The organism is Nocardia sp. NPDC052316 (assembly GCF_044547795.1).
GTDB lineage: Bacteria > Actinomycetota > Actinomycetes > Mycobacteriales > Mycobacteriaceae > Nocardia.
Window position 1 is genome coordinate 645,506 of the sequence record NZ_JBIUBB010000006.1, and the last position, 13,604, is coordinate 659,109.

Genomic DNA, 13,604 nt, shown 5'->3' on the forward strand with positions numbered 1-13,604 from the left:
GCGGTGCGGCACCGTGATCCTGCCCAGCCGAGCGAAGGGCGCTGCGCGGGTATTGGCGCTGTGGTGTCCGGATTGGCCCGCGGTCGCCGCCGCCGCGGTGGCCGGGTTGCCCGCGATGCGGCCGGTGGCCGTGCTCTTCGCCAACCGGGTGATCGCGTGCTCGGCGATCGCGCGCGCCGACGGGGTGCGGCGCGGACTGAAGCGGCGCGAGGCGCAGGGGAAGTGCCCCGATCTGTTTCTCGCGCAGGCGGATCCGGATCGGGACGCACGGCTGTTCGAGCCGGTGGTGGCGGCCGTGGATGCCACGGTGCCCGGGGTGGAGGTGCTGCGGCCCGGGCTGCTGGTGCTCGGGGCGCGCGGTGCCGCCCGGTTCTTCGGCTCCGAGGAGGCGGCGGCCGAGCGGCTCGTCGACGCGGCGGCCGCCACCGGGGTGGAGGCGCAGATCGGCATCGCCGACGAGTTGTCCACGGCGGTGATCGCCGCCCGGCGCGGCGCCATCGTGCCCGCCGGGGCGGGTGCGCGGTTTCTCGCGCCGATGCCGGTGCGTGAGCTCGCGGTGGAGCCGAGCCTGGCCGCGCCGGAGCGCGACGATCTGGTGGATCTATTGCACCGCTTGGGTTTACGCCGCATCGGTGATTTCACCGCGCTCTCGCCCGCCGAGGTCGCCTCGCGGTTCGGCGCCGACGCCGTGCTGGCGCACCGGTGCGCGCAGGCCCAGCCGGAGCGCCCGCCCTCCGCGCGGCAGCCACCCAAGGATCTGACGGTGCAGCACCGCTGCGACCCGCCGATCGAACGGGTCGATGCCGCCGCCTTCGCGGGCCGCATGCTCGCCGCCCAACTGCACGCCGAGCTGTCGAACGCGGGCCTGGCCTGCACCCGATTATCTATATTCGCGGAAACCGATGCGGGGGAGGAGCTTTCCCGGATCTGGCGGTGTGCGGAACCGCTGACCCCGGACGGTACCGCCGACCGGGTGCGCTGGCAGCTGGACGGCTGGCTCACCCGGCGCGACCGGCCCACCGCGCCGATCACCCTGCTGCGCCTGGAGCCGGTCGAGGTGGTGGCGGCGGGTGCGTTGCAGCTCGGGCTGTGGGGTGGGGTCGGCGAGGAGGAGGAGCGGGCCCGGCGCGCGCTGGTCCGGGTGCAGGGCCTGCTCGGTGGTGAAGCGGTGCGGGTCGGCGTGCTCAGCGGCGGCCGCGGGCCCGTCGAGCGCATCACCCTGGTCGCGCTCGGTGACGAACCCGTGCCCGCCGCCGACCCGGCCCAGCCGTGGCCGGGCCGGTTACCCGAGCCCGCTCCCGCGCTCCTGCTGCTCAATCGGCCGCAGGTCCGCCTGGAAGCGGTGGACGGCACGCCGATCCGGGTCACCGAGCGCGCGCTGTTCAGCGCCGACCCGGCCCGCCTGCACTGGGGCAGCAGGCAGTGGCGGCTGACCGGGTGGGCGGGGCCGTGGCCGGTGGACGAGCGCTGGTGGGTCCCGGATCCGACCGAGAACGCCGACGCCCCAACCACTTTCACCGCACGCGCGCAGGTTCAGCTGGACGGTGCGCCGCCCGACGTCCGCGTACTACTGCTCGTCTACCACGACAAGGTCTGGCGCGCCGAAGGACTCTACGACTGAGCGGGCCGCGACCACACCGTCGCCATGGTGAAGGGCTGTCCGCGCAGATCCCGCCACTTCGGCTTGGCCGCGAGCCAGGTGTCGTCGATCAGCGTCTCGGTGAGCTCGGCGAGCACCCAACCCGCGTCCAGCGCCGCCGTCACATGCTCGCTGAGCAGGTGCAGGTTCGTGCTGATCGCTACCGGCTCGCCACCCTGGGGCGTGTAGTGCGTCGGCATCCCGGTCGTCATCATGAATTGCGGGTGGAAACTGACCAGCACACACAGCGCGCCGGGCGCGGCCAGCCGCCACGCCTCGGCGTAGAACGGTGCCAACTCGGGCAGGTGTTCATCGATCAGCGAGGCGATCACCAGGTCGTAGCTGCCGTCGGGCAGCCCGGTGGCGCGCACGTCCGCCTGGGTGAGCGTGGTGTGTGCCCCGCGCGCCGCGGCCCGCTCCAGCATCCCCGCGCTCACATCGACGCCGTCGATATGGGAAACCCCCTGCGCGCGCAGCCAGGCGCCGGTCCGCCCCGTTCCGCACCCCAGGTCGGCGGCGCGGCGGACCAGGGACCACTCCGGTCGCCGCAGCCGGGCCAGCAGCGCGAGATCCATCTCGTCCATGACGGTCTGCTCGTAGGTGGGTGCCCATCCGTCGTATCCGGTGGCCACATCGACGGTGCGGTAGTTTCGGCGGTCGTAATCCGCGAATGACGGCATGCGCGGAGTATTTCGCGGCCAACCAGGATTCGCCAGGCAATTTCGGCTGCTCTGCTCGCCGGGACTACCCCGGCTCTGATGGCGTTGCGCCCGAGTCCTGCACTCGACACGCGGGCGGCGAAGGGCGTGCGACCTACGATGTGGTGCCCGGCTCACGTGATCCGTGCGACAAGTCGCAGGTCGGTAGATGACAACCCCAGTACTCTCGAAGATCGTGGATCTCGCGGTAACCAGACTGGCCTTCGGTGACGTGCGGATCGCCTACCGGGATTCGGGGGCGACCGCGGCTACCGACGTGCCCGTGGTCCTGGTGCACGGCATGGGCGGGGACGGGCACACCTGGGACCGGTTCGCCCGCGCGCTGGTGCAGGCCGGCCGCCGCGTCATCATTCCCGACCTGCGTGGCCACGGCCGCAGCTCACACACCGACTCGTACCGGTTCGACGAATTCGGCTCCGACGTGCTGAAACTGTGCGACCGGCTGGAACTGTCCACGGTTGATCTGGTGGGCCATTCGCTGGGCGGCTACGCCGTATCCTGCGTCGCGCAGGAGCGCCCGGAGCTGGTGCGCCGGCTGGTCATCGAGGAGTGCCCGCTGCCCCTGCAGTCCGGCGCCGAGGAACTGCGGCTGACCCGTCGTTTCCCGACCGTGCCCGAGCTGTGGCACGCCACAAGCAGCCTGGCCAGGCATCCGCGCGCGGTGCTCGCCTTCGACCGGTCCATGACCAGGACCGCGCTGGAACAGTTCCGCAAGCCGAACCCGGAGTGGTGGGACCGGCTCTCCGACATCACCGCGCGGACGCTGGTGCTGCGCGGCGGTCCCGGCGGCATGGTCGATCCGGCGAAACTGGCGCTCATGCGCGCCGCCATCGCCGACTGCACGGTCACCGCCTTCGCCTGCGGTCACAGCATCCACCGCGACCGCTACCGCGACTTCGCGGCCGCCGTTCATCCTTTTCTCGCAGCGTGAACCACACCGGCTTCGAAGGGATGCCCTGTTCCGCCGCCGCGGCGCAAACCCCGCTGTCCGGCAGTGCCACCGAGGTGACCGGCTGGTTGTGTATCGAACACCCCGGTGCCTGGGGTCGCGATGTGATCGGCGACGAGGTGCTCGGCCCGGAGATCACGCCCGAGCTGGCGGTGCGGACCGCCGCCGCGCACGTGCGTCCGACCTTGATCCGGCGCCCCGGTCGCCATGAATTCACCGGCACCCGAACGGTGTTGATCGCCAGTTCGCGTCCGACGGGTTCCTGGTGCGAGCGTTTCGAGATCACCGATCTGAAGCAACTGCTCGATGTCGACCTGAATCTGCTGGCCGGTCCGCCGCCCGGAATCGGTGTGCCCGTGGCTGATCCGCTGGTGCTGGTGTGCGCCCACGGCAAACGCGACCAGTGCTGTGCGCTGCTCGGCCGCCCGATCGCCGCGGAACTGGCGACGAAATACCCTGGGCAGGTGTGGGAGTGCTCGCACACCGGCGGTCACCGCTTCGCGCCCGCCTTGGTGCTGCTGCCGTCCGGACTCACCTACGGCCGACTCGACGCCGCCTCTGCTGCGGAGATGGTCGAAGCGGCTCGGCGCGGCGCGGTCTCGAACACCGGCCTGCGCGGCCGCAGCTGCTACTCGCCGGTCGAGCAGGTCGCGGAAGTCGCGGTGCGCGAACAGGTTTCCGCCGCCGTCGACGATCTCACGGTCGCTCTCGACAGCGACCCCGCCGCGGCGGGCGCCGCGCTGGTCACTCACCGCGACGGCCGTCGCTGGCGGGTTACCGTGCGCACCATTGCTTTTCCGGCCCGGCAACCAAGCTGCAACGCCGCTCCCAAGGCGGTAACCGCCCTCGCGGTGGACGCGATCCAGGCCATGCCTGACGACTGACCGCGACGCCACGGAGCGAGACCTCCGATATGCGGGATTACCAGTGGGTGCCTGGTACCCAGCGGGCGGCGCGGCGCAGGGCGGTGCCGGTGACCCGGCGGGCCGCCGAGCGCGGGCGCGGGGCCGGTTGGGGGACAGCGGGTTCCGTGGCTTCTTCGGTGTCTTCCACCTGCTCGCCCTTGGCGGCGGGGGAGTCCGGCAGGGCGCGGTAGTAGCGGTGCAGGATGCGGTCGCGGAACTTGGGGGTGAGCAGGGCGCCGTATTCGGCGAAGGTGCCCAGCGGCACGTCGATGCGCTTGGGGCGTTCGGTCAGCGCGCGCACGATGGTCGCGGCCGCCCACTCGGGGGATTCGGACGGGCCCTGGTCGCCGCTCGGGGTGATCATCGGGGTGCGCACCAGCGGCATGTGGATGGTGGTGAAGGTGACGCCGTCGGCCATGGTCTCCACCGAGGCCACCTCGGCGAACTTGTCCAGCGCCGCCTTGCTGGCCAGGTAGGCCGCGAAGCGCGGCGTCGCCACCTGCACGCCCGCGCTGCTGATGTTGACGATGTGGCCGAACTTGCGCTCGCGCATCTGCGGCAGCAGGGCCAGCGTCATCCGCAGCGCGCCGAAGTAGTTGACCGCCATGGTGCGTTCGAAGTCGTGCAGCCGGTCGGTGGAGCGGTGGATGGCGCGGCGGATGGACCGGCCCGCGTTGTTCACCAGCATGTCGACGTGGCCGTGTTCGTCGAGAATGGTCTTCACGACGTGGTCCACCGAGTCGGAGTCGGTGACGTCGCACTGGTATCCGTAGGCACTGCCGCCCGCGGCCTTGATCTGCTCGACCACCGAGGCGAGTTCGTCGGCGCGGCGGGCGAGCAGGAACACGGTGGCGCCCTTGCCCGCGACAGCGATCGCGGCCGCCTTGCCGATCCCGGAGGAGGCGCCGGTGATGAGGACATGCCGACCCGTGATGTCGCGGCTGCGACGGCCGCGCCGGGTCTCGGGCAGGCCGACGTCAGCGGATGCTTGGCTCATCGCTGCTCCTTTGCAGTTTGGATGGGCATGAACTTACTCCCAAGTAAGTTTACCCGCCAAGTGGCACTGCTCACTTTTCGGGGCTTGGGTCGAGGTGGTGAACACGGGTCGAACAGCCTCTCGAAATCGATCGAACATATGTGCGATACTCGGCGCATGGCGGACGATCGGATGGCGGACATCTTTGCCGCGGTGCGGCTCGGTGGTGGGGACCAAGCGGCGGCGCGACAGGCGCTGGAGAAGTTGTGGGACGAGATCGGTGAGGGCGGTGATCCCTTGCACCGCTGCGTGATCGCGCATCACCTAGCCGATCTGCAAGACACGGCCGCCGACGCGCTGCGCTGGGACCGGCGGGCACTCGCCGCGGTGTTCGGCCCCGGCATCCCGCTGGACGAAGGGCTCCGCAGTTTCCTGCCGTCGCTGTACCTCAACCTGGCCGACAGTCACCGCCGGGTCGGCGACTTCGAGGCCGCCCGCATGCAGCTGGCCATCGCCCGCGGGCACCTCGATGTCCTCGCCCACGACGCCTACGGCGCCCTGATCCGCGCTGGCCTCGACGATGTCGAAGCGGCGCTCGCCGAGGGCTCGACGGCGCCCCTGCCGACCAGCTGACGTATCCGAGGAGGTGAGCCGCGGTGGGGTGGAGCAACGGTCCCCCTACCTGGTCCGAGCTGGAGCGGGTGCTGTCGGGGCGGCCCGGCCGGACGGACCCGGACGCGATGTACCCCGGCGACGGCGGCGACAGCCCGGCCTGGTCCCGCAAGCGCGGGGAGTACCTGGCCGAGCCGGTGCTGCCCGCCGACGGACCGACGGTGCCGTACGCGGAGCTGCACACGCACTCGGCCTACAGCTTCCTCGACGGCGCGAGCCAGCCGGAGGAACTGGTGGAGGAGGCGGTGCGGCTCGGCCTGGAGGCGATCGCGCTCACCGATCACGACGGCTTCTACGGCACCGTGCGGTTCGCGGAGGCGGCCAGGGAATGGGGGATGCCGACGGTCTTCGGGGCCGAGTTGTCGCTGGGCACGCAGGCGGCGTCGGCCCCGCGCCGCGGGCCCGCCACCATCCCGGATTCCATGCCGCGCACCGGATCCCCCGATCCGACCGGCCCGCACCTGCTGGTGCTCGCACGCGGCCAAGAGGGCTATCGCCGGCTATCTCGGGAGATCGCGGCCGCCCATATGGCGGCAGGGGAGAAGGGCATCCTCCGCTACGACTTCGACGCGCTCACCGCGGCCGCCGAGGGCCACTGGCAGATCCTGACCGGTTGCCGAAAGGGTCATCTGCGTCAAGCACTCGACCACGACTTGCGTTCGGGCAGTACGCGGCTCGTGCGCGCCGAAGCCGCGCTGCGCGATCTGACGGAGCGGTTCGGCGCCGACCGGGTGAGCGTGGAACTCACCCACCACGGCATCCCGGAGGACGACGAGCGCAACGCCCACCTCATCGCCCTGGCCGACCGCCTCGGCCTGCCCGTATTGGCCACCACCGGAGCGCATTTCGCCGGGCCGGGTCAGCGTCGCCGGGCCATGGCGCTCGCGGCGATCAGAGCCAGGCAGAGCTTGGACGAGATCGCCGGTTGGCTGGCCCCCACCGGCGGCGCGCACCTGCGCTCCGGCGCGGAGATGGCGCGGTTGTTCGCCGACTGTCCGCAGGCGGTGCGCAACGCGGTCGCGCTGGCCCGCGAATGCGCCTTCGACCTGAAGTTGATCGCGCCGAAGCTGCCGCCGTTCGACGTGCCCGCCGGCCACGACGAGAAGTCCTGGTTGCGGGCGCTCACCCTCGCGGGCGCCGCGGCGCGCTACGGCCCGCCCGAGCGAAACCCGCAGGCGTACCGGCAGATCGAGCACGAGCTCGCGGTGATCGACGAGCTGGAGTTTCCCGGCTACTTCCTGGTGGTGCACGACATCGTCAGCTTCTGCAAAGACAACGACATCCTGTGCCAGGGTCGTGGCTCGGCGGCCAACTCGGCCGTCTGCTACGCGATCGGCATCACCAATGTCGACCCGGTCAGCAACAACCTGCTGTTCGAACGCTTCCTCTCGCCGGAGCGCGATGGGCCACCCGATATCGATGTCGACATCGAATCCGACCGCCGCGAGGAGGCCATCCAGCACGTCTACACCAAGTACGGCCGCGAGTACGCCGCGCAGGTGGCCAATGTGATCACCTATCGCGGCAAGTCCGCGGTCCGCGATGCCGCACGCGCACTGGGCTTTTCGCCGGGCCAGCAGGACGCATGGAGCAAGCAGGTGAGCCGGTGGACCGGCGTCGGCGGCGAGACCGGTACCGACATCCCGGCCGAGGTGCTCGGGTTGGCCGCCGAAATCGAGGGATTGCCACGACATCTCGGGATCCACTCCGGCGGCATGGTGATCTGTGACCGCCCCATCGCCGACGTCTGTCCGGTGGAATGGGCGCGGATGCCCGGCCGCAGCGTGCTGCAGTGGGACAAGGACGACTGCGCCGCCGTCGATTTGGTGAAGTTCGACCTGCTCGGTCTCGGCATGCTCTCCGCGCTGCACTACATGATCGACCTGGTGCGCGAGCACACCGGCGAGATCGTCGAACTGCACCAGCTCGATCTGAAGGAGGCCGCCGTCTACGAGATGCTCTCGCGCGCCGACTCGGTGGGTGTGTTCCAGGTGGAGTCGCGGGCCCAGATGGCGACGCTGCCCCGGCTGAAGCCGCGTGAGTTCTACGACCTGGTGGTGGAGGTGGCGCTGATCCGGCCCGGCCCCATCCAGGGCGGTTCGGTGCACCCCTATATCCGACGCCGCAACGGTGCCGAGCCGGTGACCTATGACCATCCGGCGCTGGAGAATTCGCTGGCCCGCACGCTCGGCGTGCCGCTGTTCCAGGAACAGCTCATGCAGATGGCCGTCGACGTCGCGGGCTTCACCGCCGTCGAGGCCGACCAGCTGCGCCGTGCGATGGGCTCCAAACGCTCCCCGGAGCGCATGGAAGGTCTCAAGGAACGCCTCTATCGCGGCATGCGTGAGCTGCACGGGATCACCGGCGAAGTGGCCGACCGTATCTACGAGAAGCTGTACGCCTTCGCGAATTTCGGTTTCCCGGAGAGTCATTCGCAGAGCTTCGCCTCGATCGTGTTCTATTCGTCGTGGTTCAAGCTGCACCACCCCGCGGCCTTCTGCGCCGGTCTGCTGCGGGCGCAGCCGATGGGCTTCTACTCCCCGCAATCCCTGGTCGCCGACGCCCGCAGGCACGGCGTCGTGGTGCACGGCCCCGACATCAACGCCAGTCGCGCCGAACCGACCCTGGAGCGGGACGGCACCCAGGTGCGCCTCGGCCTGGCTGCGGTCCGGCACATCGGTGCCGACCTCGCCGAAAAGATCGTCGCCGCACGGGATCAGGGACCGTACACCTCCTTCCTCGACCTGACCGGGCGCGTGGAACTCACTGTCGTGCAAGCGGAATCGCTCGCCACCGCGGGCGCCCTCGGCGGGCTCGGCAGCACCCGGCGCGAAGCCCTCTGGGCGGCGGGCGCCGCCGCGGGGGAACGCGCGGACCGGCTGCCAGGTACCGGCGCCGCCACCACCGCTCCCGTGCTGCCTGGCATGAGCGACCTGGAACTGGCCGCCGCCGATGTCTGGGCCACCGGCGTCTCCCCGGGCAGCTATCCCACCGAATTCCTGCGCCCGCAACTCGACGCACTGGGCGTGATTCCGGCCGCCGGGCTGCTCGCCGTGCGGGACGGGTCGCGCGTGCTGGTCGGCGGCGCGGTGACGCACCGCCAACGTCCGGCCACCGCCGCGGGTGTCACCTTCCTCAATCTGGAGGACGAGACCGGCATGGTGAACGTCGTCTGCTCGGTCGGCCTGTGGGCCCGCTACCGCCGCCTGGCACAGAGTGCCCCCGCCCTGCTCATCCGCGGTCGCGTGCAGAACGCCGAGGGGGCGGTGAGTGTCGTCGCCGAACACCTGCGGCGGTTGGACCTGCGCGTCGACTCCAAGTCCCGCGACTTCCGCTGAGCCCCCGAAAAACTCGTCTTCCTGCTCGGATGCCGCCGCCATAGGATGAGGCGTTCTGCCCAGCGCGGCCCCGTCGGGAATCGGGAGACACCATGCCAGCGCATTCGGATGCCGGGTCGCCACGGCGCGCCACCACGCCGGCCGTGCGTCCTCGCTACCTGGCGATGATCGTGACGCTGTTGCTCGCGTTGCCGACCGTATTGCTCAGCGTCGCAATCATTCTGGTCCTCGGCGCGTGGGCGGGGATCTGGTTGTCGGTGACGGCCGTCGTGGTGTGGGTGTTGGCCGGCGTCAGCCTCTTCGATGCGGCGTGGTTCACACCCAATCGTGCGAAATTCGCCAAGGCATTCGGGTTACGGCGCCCGATCCCACCGGAGGACGAGCTCCTCGACGCGGCATGGGCGCAGCTCACCAGCGCGCCGGGCGTGGACGGGTGGCCGTACTCGCTGTGGGTGGAGCAATCCGAACATCCCAATGCGCTCGCCGCGCCGAGCCGCATTGTCGCGGTGACGAGTTCGGCGCTCGCCGACCTGGACTCCAGGCAACTCGGCGCGGTGCTCGCCCACGAACTCGGACACCACATCAACGTCGATCCCCGGGTGCGACTGGTCGACGCGTGGCTCGCCATGCCGGGGCGCGTGCTGTGGGCGGTGTGCAGGCGACTCGGGCGGATCGCGGGGATCCTCGGCCCGCTCGCGCCGTTCGCCCGACTCGTCGCGGCGGTGGGTCTACTGCCTGTCGTGGCCATCGTGCTGACACCGGTCGTGGGATTCGGTGCCGCGCTCTTGTTCGTTGTCCTGCTGGTCACGGAGCCGTTGACCAGGAGCGCGCAGTGCCACCGCGACGAATACGCCGCCGACCGGGTGGCTGTCGACCTCGGCTACGGCCGCGAACTGGCGGCCGCCCTGCGCGGCTGGGAGCCCGAGACGACTCCCCGCCTCGTCGCACTGCGTCAGCGCCTCTACAGCACGCATCCGCCGCTGGCGCCGCGGATCAGGAAGATCACCGCCAGGCTCGGCGAATGACCTGGCCGCCCACACTTTTAGAGAAGTGTTAGAAGGGCTCTAGAGAACAGTTATGTCGGGCTGTTCGCGCGGCAACAGGGGCTACTGTGCGAATCATGCGGAAGCTTGCTGTGCTGTGCATCGGTCTGCTCGGTCTGACGTTGCTCGTCGGCTGCGGCGGCGGCGACAACGACGCCGGCAGAGCAGCGCCGCCGGACCGGCCGTCCACCTACGCCACGGTGGAGTCCGCGCCCGCGCCCGCCTCCGTGCCACCGGCGCTGCGCGACCAGGGGGCCGCGCCGCGTAAAGACAACTCCGGCAATGAAACCGTCACGGCGCGTAAGGAAGTCGTCACCGGCAGCGTCGAGATGACCGCGGGCAAACCGATCGAGGCGGCGAGCAAGATCGCCGACCGGGTGCGCGAGGCGGGCGGCCGGATCGACAGCAGGACCGAACAGCCCGGCACCGAGGACGCCGACCCCAGCGCCACCCTCACCGTCCGGATCCCCGCGGACAAGACCGACGCGTTCATCGACGGTCTCGGCGGCCTCGGCCGCGTCACCCGGGTGCACACCAACCGCGACGACGTGACGATGCAGTGGGAAGACCTGGACGCCAGGATCCGGGCACTGCAAGCCTCCGTCGACCGGCTGCGCGGGCTCATCGCGGGCGCGACCAACACCGCCGATCTGCTCAACGCCGAGCAAGCGCTGTCGAGCCGCCAGGGTGAGCTCGACAGCCTGACCGCGCAGAAACGCCACCTCGACGACGACGTCGCGCTGTCCACACTCAATATCGACATCACCACCGCGACCACCAAGGCCGAGCAGGACCGCGCCGACAACTTCTGGGAGGGAATCGTCGCTGGCTGGCACGCCCTGGTGGACTGGCTGAAGGACGCGGTCGTGTTCACCGGTAAGGCGCTGCCGTGGCTCGGCTTCCTGGTCGTGCTCGCCGCCGTGGTCTGGGGCATCGTGCGGCTGGTGCTGCGGCGGGGCAAGCGCGGCGCTGCGGCAGAATCGACGCCGGTGGGTGCCGCGAAGGTTACCGGCCCCTCGGGTAGTACGGCGACGGGAGACAAGAGTGCCGACAACGGTCCGGGCGACCATAAAACCGAACAGCCGTAAGGGCCCGCTCGTCGAAATCCTCGACGACGGCTCCCTCCAGCTGTACGTGCGCGCCCCCGCCGTCGAAGGCAAAGCGAACCAGGCCGCCATCGAACTGCTCGCCGAGCATTACGGAGTGCCGAAGAGCGCCGTCCGCCTGTCGGCAGGCGCCACCTCTCGCTTCAAGCGTTTCGAGATCGATCACTGAACCGCCGGACAGCTTGCGCGACAGGGCTCGTCGCGCCGCGGTCACACCCCGCTGTCGAACCCGACCTGTCGCCACGCCTCGTACACCGCGACCGCCGCCGCGTTGGACAGATTCATCGAGCGGCGACCCGGCAGCATCGGAATGCGCAGCTGATCGGTGACGTGCGGATCATCGAGTACCGCCGCGGGCAACCCTGTCGGCTCGGTCCCGAACAGCAGCACATCACCTTCCCGGTACGCCACGTCGGTGTACCGGGTAGTGGCTTGGGTGGTGAACGCGAAAACCCGCTGCGGTCGCACCGCGGTCCATGCCGACGCCAGATCCTTGTGCACCGTCACCGACGCCAGGTCGTGGTAATCCAATCCGGCCCGCCGCAACTTGGCCTCCGATAGATCGAACCCCAACGGCTCGACCAGATGCAGCTCACACCCGGTCCCCGCCACCAATCGGATCGCATTCCCGGTGTTTCCGGGTATCGCGGGCTCATGAAACATCAGACGGAACACGGCACCTAGTCAATCAGGTGGCCGCCCCTGCGCTTCGCCGACCTACCGCCGGGTCCGCGAACCCGACGCCGCACGCAACGGGCCGGGTTGTGGGTGGCGCTTGGTCACCGGGGTCAGGGGAGTTCGATCGGGGTGAGGTCTGTGTCGGGTGGGGGTCGGAGGCGGCGGACGGTGCCGTCGAAGAGGGTGGTGTAGAGGGCCCACGCGTTGCCGTCGGGGGCGATGCGGACCGAGCTGGGGCCGGCTTGGCCGATCGCGAGGCCGGCGGCGATGACGCAGGTCGCGCCGGTGTTCGGGTCGACGCGGTGGATCTCGCCCGCGGTGTGGGCGGCGATATAGAGGGTGCCGGAGCGGGATGCGGTCAGGTCGTCGAGGCCGGGGAACAGGCCGGGGATGGTGGCGATGACGGTCCATCGGTCGGGGGCGTCCAGCGGGACCCGGATGACTCGGCCGGTGAACAGGTCGTCGGTGTAGACGGCGCGGTGCTCCGGGTCGAGGGCCAGGCCTTCGGAGCGTGGCACCGGCGACCAGTTGAGGACGGTGGCGCCGGTGTCGGGCCGATAGCGGGTCAGGCCCTTCGACGGGCCGCCCTCGGTGCCGACCCAGGTGGTCAGCAGATCACCGCCCGGCAGCCGAAGCAGACCGTTGCCGTCGAGCGGTGCCACCGAGGTCAGCCGTTCGGTCCCGGTGTCCAGCTGCCACAACTGGCCCCCGGCAAGGAAATACAGATTCGTGCCGACCAGTTGCAGGCCGCGAGGAACCCGCAGGTTCGCCAGCACCGTACGTACCTGGCCTGCGGCATCGAGGTGATAGATCTTCGAATCCGCGGACATGTAGAACCCGCCACGACCGTCCGGTTCGAGGTTCTCCAGCTGCTCCAGACCCCGGACGAGGGTGTCGACCTGCCAGCCGGCGCAACCCGCGGCGCTCACACCCTGCGCGGGCCCCGCAGCGGCACCGGCCCCCGCCGCGAGCACCACCGCGACGCACAAGGCGCGAATGCGTTTGCCCACCATCCCCATTCCGCGCAGCCTATGCCGCGGCACCCAGGTGGTCGACACCGCAGAACCGTTGGCCCCAGCGCGACGGTCACCGCTGCCGGAAACCCTTGTGCGGCAGGCAAGCTCATCCGGCAGTTAGGATGCCCGGATGGGGAGCACCTCGCACAATCCGGCAGATACCCAACCACCCGCACCGGGCTTCGCGCACGCCACCGCGGCCACCGGCAGCAGGATCATTCACATTTCCGGGCAGGTCGGCACCGACGCGTCGGGCCGAGTGGTCGAGGGCGGCTTGGCCGCCCAGACCACGCAGGCCTTGCTCAACCTGGGCCGTGCGCTCGAGGCGGCGGGCGGTAAGGCCGCCGACCTCGTCAGCGTCCGGTTCTATGTGGTCGATTGGGATCCGTCGAAGTTCGAGGCGCTCGGCGCGGCCGGTGCCGCGGCCCGCGCGCACTACGAGTTCCCCGACACCGCGGTCACCCTGGTGGGCGTCGCCGCCCTGTTCACGCCGGAACACCTCATCGAGATCGAGGGCGTCGCGGTCGCCGACTGAGCCCGTCGACGGCGGCGGGGCGGGGGAG

General features: G+C 70.3%; 13 protein-coding genes. 9 read left to right on the plus strand and 4 right to left on the minus strand.

The window, feature by feature from the left end; all coding sequences use genetic code 11:
* The first annotated feature begins 13 nt into the window (after window positions 1–13).
* Window positions 14–1,621, plus strand: coding sequence for a DNA polymerase Y family protein (locus tag ACIHA7_RS30535; RefSeq protein ID WP_397294351.1), 1,608 nt, complete (start codon window positions 14–16; stop codon window positions 1,619–1,621).
* Here ACIHA7_RS30535 and ACIHA7_RS30540 read toward each other — a convergent pair.
* On the minus strand, window positions 1,612–2,319 hold the full coding sequence (locus tag ACIHA7_RS30540) for a class I SAM-dependent DNA methyltransferase (RefSeq protein WP_397294352.1): 708 nt from the start codon (window positions 2,317–2,319) through the stop codon (window positions 1,612–1,614). The two genes, ACIHA7_RS30535 and ACIHA7_RS30540, sit on opposite strands and share 10 nt — an antisense overlap.
* Window positions 2,320–2,506: 187 nt before the next feature.
* Here ACIHA7_RS30540 and ACIHA7_RS30545 point away from each other — a divergent pair, with 187 nt between their 5' ends.
* Together ACIHA7_RS30545 and ACIHA7_RS30550 are read left to right on the plus strand one after the other, a co-directional pair.
* A complete protein-coding gene (locus tag ACIHA7_RS30545) occupies window positions 2,507–3,289 on the plus strand; it encodes an alpha/beta fold hydrolase (protein WP_397294353.1) in 783 nt (260 codons plus the stop codon).
* A 20-nt stretch (window positions 3,290–3,309) separates the two neighbouring features.
* The gene (locus ACIHA7_RS30550; protein WP_397294567.1) at window positions 3,310–4,191 is read left to right on the plus strand and encodes a sucrase ferredoxin; all 882 of its coding nucleotides are present in this window, start codon (window positions 3,310–3,312) and stop codon (window positions 4,189–4,191) included.
* Window positions 4,192–4,228: 37 nt separating this feature from the next.
* On the opposite strand, the gene ACIHA7_RS30555 is transcribed toward ACIHA7_RS30550, so the two are convergent.
* Window positions 4,229–5,209, minus strand: a complete 981-nt coding sequence (locus ACIHA7_RS30555; protein WP_397294354.1) for an SDR family NAD(P)-dependent oxidoreductase — start codon at window positions 5,207–5,209, stop codon at window positions 4,229–4,231.
* A gap of 156 nt (window positions 5,210–5,365) precedes the next feature.
* On the opposite strand from ACIHA7_RS30555, the gene ACIHA7_RS30560 reads away from it, so the two are divergent.
* The 5 genes from ACIHA7_RS30560 to ACIHA7_RS30580 all read left to right on the plus strand — a co-directional run bounded on the left by ACIHA7_RS30560 (window position 5,366) and on the right by ACIHA7_RS30580 (window position 11,516).
* Entirely contained in the window at window positions 5,366–5,821 is a 456-nt protein-coding gene (locus ACIHA7_RS30560; protein ID WP_135234901.1) for a hypothetical protein, read from the plus strand.
* Between the two features lie 23 nt (window positions 5,822–5,844).
* Window positions 5,845–9,198: an error-prone DNA polymerase gene (locus tag ACIHA7_RS30565; RefSeq protein ID WP_397294355.1), complete on the plus strand. Its 3,354-nt coding sequence runs from the start codon at window positions 5,845–5,847 to the stop codon at window positions 9,196–9,198.
* A gap of 92 nt (window positions 9,199–9,290) precedes the next feature.
* Complete coding sequence (locus ACIHA7_RS30570; RefSeq protein WP_397294356.1) at window positions 9,291–10,223, plus strand: M48 family metalloprotease; 933 nt, start codon at window positions 9,291–9,293, stop codon at window positions 10,221–10,223.
* 95 nt (window positions 10,224–10,318) lie between these two features.
* Window positions 10,319–11,329 carry a DUF4349 domain-containing protein gene (locus ACIHA7_RS30575; RefSeq protein ID WP_397294357.1) on the plus strand — a complete coding sequence of 337 codons (1,011 nt, stop codon included), beginning with the start codon at window positions 10,319–10,321 and terminating at the stop codon, window positions 11,327–11,329.
* Window positions 11,286–11,516: a DUF167 domain-containing protein gene (locus ACIHA7_RS30580; RefSeq protein ID WP_397294358.1), complete on the plus strand. Its 231-nt coding sequence runs from the start codon at window positions 11,286–11,288 to the stop codon at window positions 11,514–11,516. Before ACIHA7_RS30575 ends, ACIHA7_RS30580 begins: the two co-directional genes overlap by 44 nt.
* Window positions 11,517–11,557: 41 nt before the next feature.
* Here the strand turns inward: ACIHA7_RS30580 and ACIHA7_RS30585 are convergent, their stop codons facing one another.
* Window positions 11,558–12,022 (minus strand): tRNA (cytidine(34)-2'-O)-methyltransferase, encoded by a 465-nt coding sequence (locus tag ACIHA7_RS30585; RefSeq protein WP_397294359.1) that lies wholly within the window; start codon window positions 12,020–12,022, stop codon window positions 11,558–11,560.
* Between the two features lie 113 nt (window positions 12,023–12,135).
* On the minus strand, window positions 12,136–13,044 hold the full coding sequence (locus ACIHA7_RS30590) for an SMP-30/gluconolactonase/LRE family protein (protein WP_397294360.1): 909 nt from the start codon (window positions 13,042–13,044) through the stop codon (window positions 12,136–12,138).
* Window positions 13,045–13,171: 127 nt separating this feature from the next.
* Here ACIHA7_RS30590 and ACIHA7_RS30595 point away from each other — a divergent pair, with 127 nt between their 5' ends.
* Window positions 13,172–13,576: a RidA family protein gene (locus ACIHA7_RS30595; RefSeq protein WP_397294361.1), complete on the plus strand. Its 405-nt coding sequence runs from the start codon at window positions 13,172–13,174 to the stop codon at window positions 13,574–13,576.
* The last annotated feature ends 28 nt before the right edge of the window (window positions 13,577–13,604 follow it).

Coding starts and splice junctions, on each gene's coding strand:
- ACIHA7_RS30540 (WP_397294352.1), bottom strand. CDS start 2,319: ATGCCGTCATTCGCGGATTACGACCGCCGAAACTACCGCACCGTCGAT.
- ACIHA7_RS30545 (WP_397294353.1), top strand. CDS start 2,507: ATGACAACCCCAGTACTCTCGAAGATCGTGGATCTCGCGGTAACCAGA.
- ACIHA7_RS30550 (WP_397294567.1), top strand. CDS start 3,310: ATGCCCTGTTCCGCCGCCGCGGCGCAAACCCCGCTGTCCGGCAGTGCC.
- ACIHA7_RS30555 (WP_397294354.1), bottom strand. CDS start 5,209: ATGAGCCAAGCATCCGCTGACGTCGGCCTGCCCGAGACCCGGCGCGGC.
- ACIHA7_RS30560 (WP_135234901.1), top strand. CDS start 5,366: ATGGCGGACGATCGGATGGCGGACATCTTTGCCGCGGTGCGGCTCGGT.
- ACIHA7_RS30570 (WP_397294356.1), top strand. CDS start 9,291: ATGCCAGCGCATTCGGATGCCGGGTCGCCACGGCGCGCCACCACGCCG.
- ACIHA7_RS30575 (WP_397294357.1), top strand. CDS start 10,319: ATGCGGAAGCTTGCTGTGCTGTGCATCGGTCTGCTCGGTCTGACGTTG.
- ACIHA7_RS30590 (WP_397294360.1), bottom strand. CDS start 13,044: ATGGGGATGGTGGGCAAACGCATTCGCGCCTTGTGCGTCGCGGTGGTG.
- ACIHA7_RS30595 (WP_397294361.1), top strand. CDS start 13,172: ATGGGGAGCACCTCGCACAATCCGGCAGATACCCAACCACCCGCACCG.